10 protein-coding genes are annotated in these 9,741 nt (G+C 49.7%); 6 read left to right on the forward strand and 4 right to left on the reverse strand.

Features of this window, described 5'->3' with window-relative positions; translation table 11 throughout:
- On the forward strand, positions 1 to 498 hold the full coding sequence (locus D3P08_RS26415) for a GNAT family N-acetyltransferase (protein ID WP_119603130.1): 498 nt from the start codon (positions 1 to 3) through the stop codon (positions 496 to 498).
- A complete protein-coding gene (locus tag D3P08_RS26420; protein ID WP_119603131.1) occupies positions 455 to 1,594 on the forward strand; it encodes a YheC/YheD family endospore coat-associated protein in 1,140 nt (379 codons plus the stop codon). The genes D3P08_RS26415 and D3P08_RS26420 overlap by 44 nt, the downstream gene beginning before the upstream one ends.
- A gap of 17 nt (positions 1,595 to 1,611) precedes the next feature.
- Here the strand turns inward: D3P08_RS26420 and D3P08_RS26425 are convergent, their stop codons facing one another.
- Positions 1,612 to 2,292 carry an HAD family hydrolase gene (locus tag D3P08_RS26425; RefSeq protein ID WP_119603137.1) on the reverse strand — a complete coding sequence of 227 codons (681 nt, stop codon included), beginning with the start codon at positions 2,290 to 2,292 and terminating at the stop codon, positions 1,612 to 1,614.
- Positions 2,293 to 2,493: 201 nt separating this feature from the next.
- On the opposite strand from D3P08_RS26425, the gene asd reads away from it, so the two are divergent.
- Positions 2,494 to 3,297: an archaetidylserine decarboxylase gene (asd, locus tag D3P08_RS26430; RefSeq protein ID WP_119603132.1), complete on the forward strand. Its 804-nt coding sequence runs from the start codon at positions 2,494 to 2,496 to the stop codon at positions 3,295 to 3,297.
- Positions 3,298 to 3,363: 66 nt separating this feature from the next.
- On the opposite strand, the gene D3P08_RS26435 is transcribed toward asd, so the two are convergent.
- Positions 3,364 to 4,149: a helix-turn-helix domain-containing protein gene (locus tag D3P08_RS26435; protein WP_119603133.1), complete on the reverse strand. Its 786-nt coding sequence runs from the start codon at positions 4,147 to 4,149 to the stop codon at positions 3,364 to 3,366.
- A gap of 229 nt (positions 4,150 to 4,378) precedes the next feature.
- Here D3P08_RS26435 and D3P08_RS26440 point away from each other — a divergent pair, with 229 nt between their 5' ends.
- From D3P08_RS26440 to D3P08_RS26450, 3 genes are all read left to right on the forward strand, one after another.
- Positions 4,379 to 5,686, forward strand: a complete 1,308-nt coding sequence (locus tag D3P08_RS26440) for an aminotransferase class I/II-fold pyridoxal phosphate-dependent enzyme (protein WP_119603138.1) — start codon at positions 4,379 to 4,381, stop codon at positions 5,684 to 5,686.
- 188 nt (positions 5,687 to 5,874) lie between these two features.
- Positions 5,875 to 6,552: a helix-turn-helix domain-containing protein gene (locus tag D3P08_RS26445; protein ID WP_119603134.1), complete on the forward strand. Its 678-nt coding sequence runs from the start codon at positions 5,875 to 5,877 to the stop codon at positions 6,550 to 6,552.
- Positions 6,510 to 7,430, forward strand: coding sequence for an IS3 family transposase (locus tag D3P08_RS26450; RefSeq protein WP_119603135.1), 921 nt, complete (start codon positions 6,510 to 6,512; stop codon positions 7,428 to 7,430). The genes D3P08_RS26445 and D3P08_RS26450 overlap by 43 nt, the downstream gene beginning before the upstream one ends.
- Positions 7,431 to 7,556: 126 nt before the next feature.
- On the opposite strand, the gene D3P08_RS26455 is transcribed toward D3P08_RS26450, so the two are convergent.
- On the reverse strand, positions 7,557 to 9,170 hold the full coding sequence (locus D3P08_RS26455; protein ID WP_119603136.1) for a xylulokinase: 1,614 nt from the start codon (positions 9,168 to 9,170) through the stop codon (positions 7,557 to 7,559).
- A 383-nt stretch (positions 9,171 to 9,553) separates the two neighbouring features.
- Positions 9,554 to 9,741: IS3 family transposase (locus tag D3P08_RS26460; RefSeq protein WP_147381784.1), on the reverse strand; the 188-nt coding region annotated here is incomplete at its 5' end.

The following is a 9,741-nucleotide window of genomic DNA, read 5'->3' on the forward strand; positions in this document are numbered from 1 at the left end:
ATGGAGCTGCTGCAGCTGACACCTGAGAGTTGGATAAAGGATAAGCGAAGATTACTTGGCTTTATCATTCGTTTCGGGGAAAAGCGAATTACGGTAGCCGCACTCCATGCACTGCGCAGCCTCGATCCGGAATGGCTTTTGAAGGGAGAAGACGGATTCGCGCGCGCCGCTGTAGTCGTAGCCAAACGGAACGGGCGGATCGCCGGCCTCGGCTTCGCGGCTGACGGAGGGGACGGCGGCTGTCTCATCGTCGTTCACCCTTCCGCGCGAAGAAGCGGCATTGGCAGCACGATTATGCGCGCGATGATGAATGCTTTAGGGTCGCTGGCATGCCATGTCGCGGCAGACAATATACCCAGCATGGCGCTATGCTTCGCCCTGGGAATGAAGGCCGTGTCGATTCATAAAGGCCCCACCGGCAAGTCGACGCTCCGGTTCGAAAGGGGAATTCAGCATGACGCAGCCCTCCTTGGGCATATTGACGCTATATCTCAATGACTCGGGCGCACTCGAAGAGAGGGACTTTTATCGGAAAATGACGGAGGAGGGACAGAAGCTCGGCCTGCAAATATTCGTCTTCACTCCGGAGGATGTCCACCACAAATTACAACGTATTCGCGGGCAGTTCTATGATACGAATTCAAAGCTGTGGCATAGAAAGTGGACGCGGTTTCCCGATATGATCTTCGACCGCTGCCGCATTCAGCGTTCGCACCGGTTCGATGAGCTGCTGAAATTCCGGTCCCGCTACAACAACCAGACCTTCCTTAATAAGCCGCTGCGCAACAAATGGACGATTTATACCGTGCTGTCCAAGGATGACCGGTTCCGCCCCTACTTGCCGAAAACCCGGTACATTAACGACGTGCAGGACGTACGCGAGATGCTTCGCACCCACTCCCTCTTATATTTGAAGCCGATTAACGGTACGGGAGGCCGCGGCATTCTCCGCATCGAGCGCGACAAGAGCGGCATGCTTCATATTCAAGGCAGGGATCAAGGCCGGAGAATCGTGCAGCCGGTTAGGATGAAGCCAGACAAACTCAGCCATTATTTGGCCGGGTGGAATTTGAAAACGACGCGTTACATCGTGCAGCAAGGCATCCAGCTAAAACTGCGGAACGGCCGCGTTCACGATTATCGGCTGCTTGTACAGAAGGACGGCAGCGGCCAGTGGACCGTAACGGGCTGCGCCGGCCGAGTCGGAGCTCCCGGCAGCATTACGGCTAATCTGCATGGCGGCGGAAGAGCCGTCAAAATGGATACGCTCCTTCGCAGCTGGATCGGCGACGAAGGGAGAATCGCCAGCATTAAAGATGAAGTGTATCGCTTCGGCATTAGCATCGCCCAATATTTGGAGCTTTGCTACGATGCGCTGTGCGAGCTTGCGATCGATATCGCAATCGACCGGCGAGGCCGGATTTGGATGATCGAGGTGAATCCAAAGCCCTCCCGCGAGGTGTTCATCCGGGCGGGCGAGCCGGATGTTTATCACAAAGCGATCGTGAGGCCGCTTGAATACGCGATTTGGAAATATAAAAAAAAGAGCAAGCAGGACACAAGAATTGAAGTAAACGAACAGACCGGGCTGTGACAGCCCGGTCTGTTCGTTTATTCCGGCAGCTGCAGCAGCTCCCGGAAATCGGAAATGCGGATATCGGCATTCTCCAGCTCCGACGCTTTCCCATATTTAGCGTAGGCGCAGCCGATCGTCAGAAGCCCGTTGCTTCTTCCCGCTTCTACGTCGGAGGAGCGGTCGCCCACCATCCAACAAGGCTCGCCGACTAGCCCGTGATCCTGCAGCAGCTTCGCCACGAGATCAACCTTGCTGGACGTGCCGAACTCTCCTGCGCTGTAGATCCCGTCGAAGAGCGAAGCGATCCCTCTATATTGCGCCACGCCCTTCACATAGTCCTCCAGACCGTTGCTCGCCACGAACAGCTTTGCGCCGCCCGCCTTCAGCTCAGACAGCGTCTCCGCCACATGCGGGTAGAGCAGTCCCTCGCCGGCAGCCAAGCCTTCCAATTCGTATTGGAGCAGCAGAACGTCAGCCCGTTTTCTCGCTTCCAAGCTGCTGTCCGGCATGACGTTTTTCCAAATATCTTCAAGCAGCATGCCTAAGCAGCCGAGCAGCCGCTCTACCGGCGGCGTCTCTTCCATATAGAGCCCTTCCTCGCGCAGCGTCTCGAATACTCTCTTGTGTACGGGTATTAACAGCGTGTCCGTCTCGAACAACGTGCCGTCCATATCAAAAATGACCGCGCGGGGCCGTCCCGCATTTATTTTTGTCATGATGCCGTCATCCCTTCCCAAAGATGCTTCCATCATAGCGGATGAACGGCTTCGGCCGCAACTATCCGGACGCCGCTTGAACGACGGGTTCCCCTGTCCGCTCCGGTCCGCTATTGATAAAATAGATTCGATATGTCAAACTTGTTGGTGGACAGAGACCCTCTTGACTTCAGTACAAGGAAAGGACGTGAGGATGCCGCTATGATCAAATGGCTGCTTCGCGCCATGACGGAGCTCAGCTCCCGCAAATGGATATCCCGCATTACCGGCAGATTCGCTCAATCCGGAGCTAGCCGGCACATGATCCCCCGCTTTGCGAAGCTTTACGGCATCGCAATCGAAGAAGCGGAGAGGCAGATCCATGAATACCGAACGTTGAACGAATTTTTCACAAGACGGCTAAAGCCTGGGATGAGAACGGTCCACGACGGTCCGAACTCGGTAGCCAGCCCCGTCGACGCGGTTATTACCGGAATCGGCGGCATTCGGTCCGGCACGATCGTTAACGTGAAGGGGCAAGACTATACGATCGATGAGCTTCTCAACGGTTCGCCTAGAGCCAGCCGCTATCATAATGGATTTTATATGGTGCTTTATTTAAGCCCTACCGATTATCACCGCATTCACGTTCCCGTTACCGGTCAAATCGTCGAGCGGGAGCATATTGCCGGCAAGGTATATCCGGTTAACGAATTCGGTCTTCGGCACATGAGAAGGGTGCTTAGCCGGAACGAGCGGCTCATTACATATATTCAGCATCAAAGCGGCGAAGCGGCCGTCGTCAAGGTCGGCGCCATGAACGTCAGCAGCATACAATATGTGCTGCCGCTGCATGATTCGGTAGCGAAGGGCGATGAGCTCGCGTATTTCGAATTCGGCTCAACCGTCGTGCTTCTGCTCGAAGAAAAAACCTTCACCCCTCGTCCCGACCTTCAGCTCGGCTCAAAGGTCCGCATGGGCGAGTCGTTGGGCGAGCTTCTCACGACTCAAGGAACTTCCAATTAATGAATAAAGACTGCGTATGCCCGCCCAAAGCGGAGGCATCTGCAGTCTTTTTCGTTTCAGTAACGATTATCGAATTTCGGAAGGACTTCTTCCGGTGTATTGCTTAAATTGCCGGCTGAAAAAAAAGATGTCCCGGTACCCCAGCGCGTCCGCCACTTCCGTCACGTTCATGCCGGCGTGCATAAGCAGATGCTGCGCCCGCTCAATTCGCACACGAATCATGTACGTTTGAACGGACATGCCGATCAGTTCTTTAAACTTCATCGAAAAATAACGCGGGGAAAGCTGCGCCCTGGTAGCCAAATCCTCCACCCGGTGGGCGATGCTGGGATTTTGGCGGATATAGTTGGCCACTTCGTGAATCACTTCGGTGAGCTGATTGCTGGCTTTCTTTTCGATTGGAGCCGCGTTATCCGCTCTAAGCATCTGTATGAGAAGCGCCTTCAGGAGAAGCTTTGCTTCCTCTTCCGCAGCGTAGGTCTGAACGAGGAACAATCTCACGTACCTGGACAGCATATATTCGAAATCAACCGTATCCGTCAGCGTCCGGTATCTTTCCGGCACCTCGCTCACCGGCTCATTCACGGCGAAATGAATATAGGTAAGCACCAGAGGCTTCTGCGGATTATGCGTAGCGCTCGTATAGTCGCCCGGCCGGAATAAAAAGCAGCTTCCTTTTCCGACCTTATAATGAACGCCGTTCACCTCGACTTCTCCCTCTCCGCTCCATACGTAAAAGAGATCATAGTTAGCCATCGGCTTCTCGCGCCTTGCCCATCTCCAACCGGGCTCGCACACGATTTTGGCGAAAGCCGGCAGCAAACCAATCGATTCGGGCGATATATGAAGCATTGTTGTTCCTCCCTTGCTAACAAGCGTACCCATCTTACTTGTCGTGCAGCTCCGTCTTTCCATCTTATAATAGAGCATAACCGCGGGGCAACTGCGGATCGTCCACGAAAACGTAATAATTTTTCGTAAAAAGTTCTGATTTGAGAATGGTTTGCAGCTGTTAAAAATGTTATAATATCACGAACATTAAAAGACAAAGTATTGATTTCGGAAGGATGGAATGAAGTCCATGAACTCACTGGCTCAGCAATTAAATGAGACGCTGCAGAAGGAAAGTCCGAATGTCTACGACATGTTGTCCAATCTTGGCAAAGCGATCTATTTTCCAAAAGAGGGCATTCTTAGTCAATCCGCAGAAGCGAAGACGAAGGCGAAAAAATTTAACGCCACAATCGGCATCGCGACGGAAGGCGGACAGCCGATGCATCTTAAGCTCATTCAAGATACGCTTAGCGCCTACAATCCGAAGGACCTGTATGAATATGCGCCTCCTGGCGGCAAGCCGGAGCTGCGCAATGCTTGGCGTGCCAAGATGATTAAGGATAATCCTTCGCTTGCGAATATCAATTTCGGCAGCCCGATTGCAACGAACGCCCTGACGCACGGTCTCAGCATCGTGGCGGACCTGTTCGCGGACAACGGAGACGCCGTTGTCATACCGAATAAAAATTGGGAGAACTACGAGCTGACGTTCGGCATCCGCCGCGGAGCAGAGATCGTGGAATATCCGTTATATAACGATAACATGCGCTTCAACAGCGCAGGCTTGCGCGAGGCTTTGCTCGCTCAGAAGGATAAAGGCAAAGCGATTGTCGTGCTGAATTTCCCGAACAACCCGACAGGCTATACGCCTGATGCACGCGAAGGCGAAGAGATCGTAGCCGCGGTACGCGACGCCGCGGAAGCAGGCATTAACGTTGTAGCTGTAACGGATGACGCCTATTTCGGACTGTTTTTCGAGGATTCATTGCAGGAATCGTTGTTCTCGAAGCTGGCGAAGGTTCATCCGCGCGTACTGGCTGTTAAGGTGGACGGCGCCACGAAGGAAGAATACGTATGGGGCTTCCGTGTCGGCTTTATCACTTACGCATCCGACTCGGCCGCGACGCTTGCCGCGCTCGAGCAGAAGACGATCGGCATTATCCGCGCGACGATTTCCAGCGGACCGCATCCATCGCAAACCTTTGTCCTTCATGCGCTGCAGTCCCCGGATTTCGACCAGCAGAAGGATGAGAAATTCCATATCATGAAAGGCCGCGCCAATCGCGTCAAATCGCTGCTGGACAGCGGACGCTACGGCGATACATGGGAATATTACCCGTTCAACTCCGGGTATTTCATGTGTTTGAAGCTGACTCGCGTATCCGCAGAGGCTGTGCGGCAGCATCTTCTCGAGCAATACGGCATCGGCACGATTGCGCTTGGCGAAACCGACCTGCGCGTTGCCTTCTCCTGTATCGAAGAAGAAAACCTGGAGGAGCTGTTCGACACAATCCACAAAGCGGTCACTGAAGTGGCGGCAGCTAAGCAGGTATAAATTTTTTCTTCTCATGTCCGGTGATAATTCTGAATTGAAGAGTCGTCAGCTTTAGAGAAATAAGTTTTCGACTGAACCATTAATATAAAGCAGCGGCACTCCAAGACCTGATAAATAAGGTCTGATATGCTCCCCTTACGGTAGACAGGTTAAATAATAAAACCTGTTACCGTGAGGGGAGCTTTTTCATGACTAGAGAGAAATATAACGCTTTGGAGAAACTCGCCATCCTCGAAGAGGTATCGAACGGGGAGATTGGTTTTCTAGCAGCTGCGAAGAAGTATGGAATTAACAAGACAACTTTAATGAAATGGCAGCGTCGATACAAGACACATGGATATGAAGGACTGGAGCGCCGTACACATCTGCAAAGGTACAGTGCTGAGCTTAAGCTCCAGGCGGTGAAGGACTACCTTGAGGGGGACTTGTCTCAGTACCAGATTATTGATAAATACAAGATTGCTAGTACGAGACAGCTCTTCAATTGGATTAACGAGTATAATGGTCATAGCAGCTTAACAGCCTATAAAGGGGAAGCAAAAGCTATGACAAAAGGTCGCACTACGACTTGGCAAGAAAGGATCGAAATCGTCCAGTATTGTCTGACCAATCAACATGACTACCAAAAGACAGCTGGACAATTTCAGGTCTCCTATCAGCAAGTATACCAATGGGTAAAGAAGTTCGAAGGTGGCGGCCAGGATGCGTTAAAGGATGGCCGAGGGAGAAAGAAAGCACCGGAAGAGTTAACGGAGACCGACCAACAGAAACTCAAGATGAAGCAAATGGAATACGAGATTGAGCGACTTCGGGCGGAAAATGCATTTTTAAAAAAGTTAGAGGAACTCGAAAGAAGGCGACGCTAAATCAAACACGGCAGGAGACGATTTACCTTGCCATTCAGGCACTTCAAAAGGACGCGTCAGCTAGCGTTCAACTTCTATGCGAAATTGCAGGAATTGCACGCTCAAGCTATTACAAATGGCTAAATCGCAAGCCCAGTCCTCGTGAGCAGGAGAATGAGCAGTTGATCCAGGTGATGATGACCATCTATGAGAAAGTGGAGCGCACCTTTGGGTACCGTCAATTAACTCTGCATATGCGCAGACAAACCGAAAAGATCATTAACCACAAACGCGTAAAGCGGCTAATGAAGGTCATGGGGATTCAGTCCGTTATTCGGAGGAAGAGGAAAAAGTATGCCAACAGCACGCCACAACAGGTCGCGGAGAACGTCCTAAACCGCAACTTCCATGCGGATGCGCCGAATGAAAAGTGGCTCACCGATGTAACGGAATTTAAGTATGGCAACGGCCAGAAAGCGTATTTAAGCGCTATTCTCGATCTCCATGATAAATCCATCGTCTCCTATGTTTTAGGGCGTTCCAATAACAATCCACTTGTATTCCAGACGTTGAAACTCGCTTTGCAAGCAGCTCCAGAAAGCAGCCCTATGCTTCATAGCGATAGAGGCTACCAATATACTTCACTTGGCTTTAAAAAGCTTCTGGATGGCAACAAAATGGTTCAGAGTATGTCCCGAGTTGGGCGATGCATCGATAACGGTCCAATGGAATCCTTCTGGGGGACCTTAAAATGTGAGAAGTATTATTTGCACAAGTACCATACTTTTGAAGAGCTTAATAATGACATTGAGGCCTACATTCACTTTTACAATTACGAACGGTTGCAAGCAAAATTAAACGGCCGTAGTCCGGTGGAATTTAGGACCAAGGCCGTTTAATGACTTCGTTTATTTTCACTGTCTACTTGACGGGGTGCAGTTCAGTCTTAGATTGCCGCTGTTGTCGTTCAACTAACGTCTCCCGGTAGTTTAATGAGTTATGGCACAACTCATTTCTCATGCTCCTCATTTCTTCCAATTTTCCGCAAAATGATCTACCGCTGCTTGCTCAATTGCCAGCCCTTTTGTGTAACGCTCCATAAACAAGGCAAAGCCATTCACATCTGCGCTGTCAGGATAAACCTCTTGTCCTTCTGCATCTTTGAACACTTTAGTGGTAATGTAATCAGCCAAGCCCTCGTGCTGCTCCTTATTAACCATATAGGATGCCAAAATCGCCATCCCCCACGCGCCGCCCTCTCCAGCCGTAGACATGACCGAAACAGGGATATTCAGTGCTGCGGCACACATTTTTTGACCGACTAGCGGCGTTTTGAACAATCCGCCATGCGCCAAAATACGGTCAAATGTTACATTTTCCTTTTGTGTCAAAATATCGAACCCGAGCCTTAATGCAGCAAACGCGGTAAACAGATGTACTCTCATAAAGTTAGCTAGATTGAAGCGGCTTTCTGGAGAACGAACGAACAGCGGACGTCCTTTTGCAAACCCGGTAATGTTCTCGCCTGAATAGTAACCGTAACTCAGCAAGCCGCCGCCATCTGCGTCTGCTTCCAGCGCTTTGTTGAACAGAACGCTGAATAACTGGTTCATATCGGGTTTCAGTCCCATTGCTTCATAAAATTCACGGAACAAGCCGAGCCATGCATTAATATCGCTGGAGCAGTTGTTAGCAAGAACCATGGCGACAGGGCTGCCATCAGGTGTAGTCACGATATCAATCTCAGGGTACACCTTGGATAAATCTTTCTCCAGAACAAACATTGCAAAAATCGACGTACCTACGGAAATGTTGCCGGTACGCTTTTTGACGCTATTCGTAGCAACCATGCCTGTTCCTGCATCGCCTTCTGGAGGACATAGCGGAATTCCTGCTTGCAGGTTGCCTGATGGATCTAACAGTCGAGCACCAGCTTCATTGAGATATCCAGCATGTTCACCTGCCGTATAAACTTTGGGTAAAATATCTTTAAGATTCCACGGGTAGCCTTTATCGGCAACTAAATCGTCAAACTTCTTCACCATATCTTCATTATATTCCTCTGCAGATTCATCGATTGGGAACATACCAGAGGCATCCCCTATACCAAGAGCTTTGTTGCCAGTCAACAGCCAATGAATGTAACCCGATAAAGTCGTAATATAATTTATGTTAGTAACATGCTCTTCATCGTTCAAAATCGCTTGATATAAATGTGCGATGCTCCAGCGTTGAGGAATTTTGAATTGGAATTTCTCGGTTAGCTCCGTTGCAGCTGTACCCGTTGTGGCATTGCGCCATGTACGGAACGGAACCAATAACTCCCCTGCTTGATCAAGTGCAATATAGCCCTGCATCATGGCAGAACATCCGATTGATCCGATTTTTTGTAGTGTTACGCCATAATTATTCTCAACATCTTGCTTTAACTGGTGATAGGCTTCTTGTAAACCCTTAATCATTTCATTAAGAGGATAGGTCCAATAACCGTCGATCAATTGATTTTCCCACTCATAGCTGCTGGAACAGATTGTTTCAAAATTGTAATCAATCAGTACAGCCTTAATTCGTGTGGATCCAAATTCGATGCCAAGCGAGGTTTCTCCCCGAACTATCGCTTGTTTAATATTTTGATCCATGATGGCATTGCTCCTCTCTGAATTGAAATTGAACCGAATATAGCATAAGGATTCTCGTGTTGTGATGATGAGTGTTTGCCAAAAGAATAGCACTTTTAACTTAGTTTGTATATTAAACAAACTAAGTTTTTTCGAGTGTAGAAATGAAAAAGGAGCAGCTGCCGCAATATCAAACTGCTTCCGGCTGGCTCTGAACTACCGTTCCCAGTTAGTTGAATCGCTGTCTTTTCAATGAAACGGTGATGTCCTCACGTAAATACAAGTATTGATCGGTCATCATTCAATCGTGTAATACCACAATTTTCAAGGGCTTCAAACTCCATAATTCTTTCTTCTATTGTCCTGGACCTCTGTCAAGAAAGTGGACAGTAAAATAAGAGAATCTAGGATGCTGTACGATCAAAAAACTGTGCACTAAACTGCGCTGGCGACAAGTATCCCAGCGAACTGTGAATTCGTTTGCGGTTGTAGAAAAGTTCAATGTACTCGAAAATCGCCTGCTTGGCTTGTTCCTTTGTCCGGAATTTTGTGCAATAGATCAGCTCTTTTTTCAGTACGCTGTGAAAAGATT

The organism is Paenibacillus nanensis (assembly GCF_003583765.1).
Taxonomy (GTDB): domain Bacteria; phylum Bacillota; class Bacilli; order Paenibacillales; family Paenibacillaceae; genus Pristimantibacillus; species Pristimantibacillus nanensis.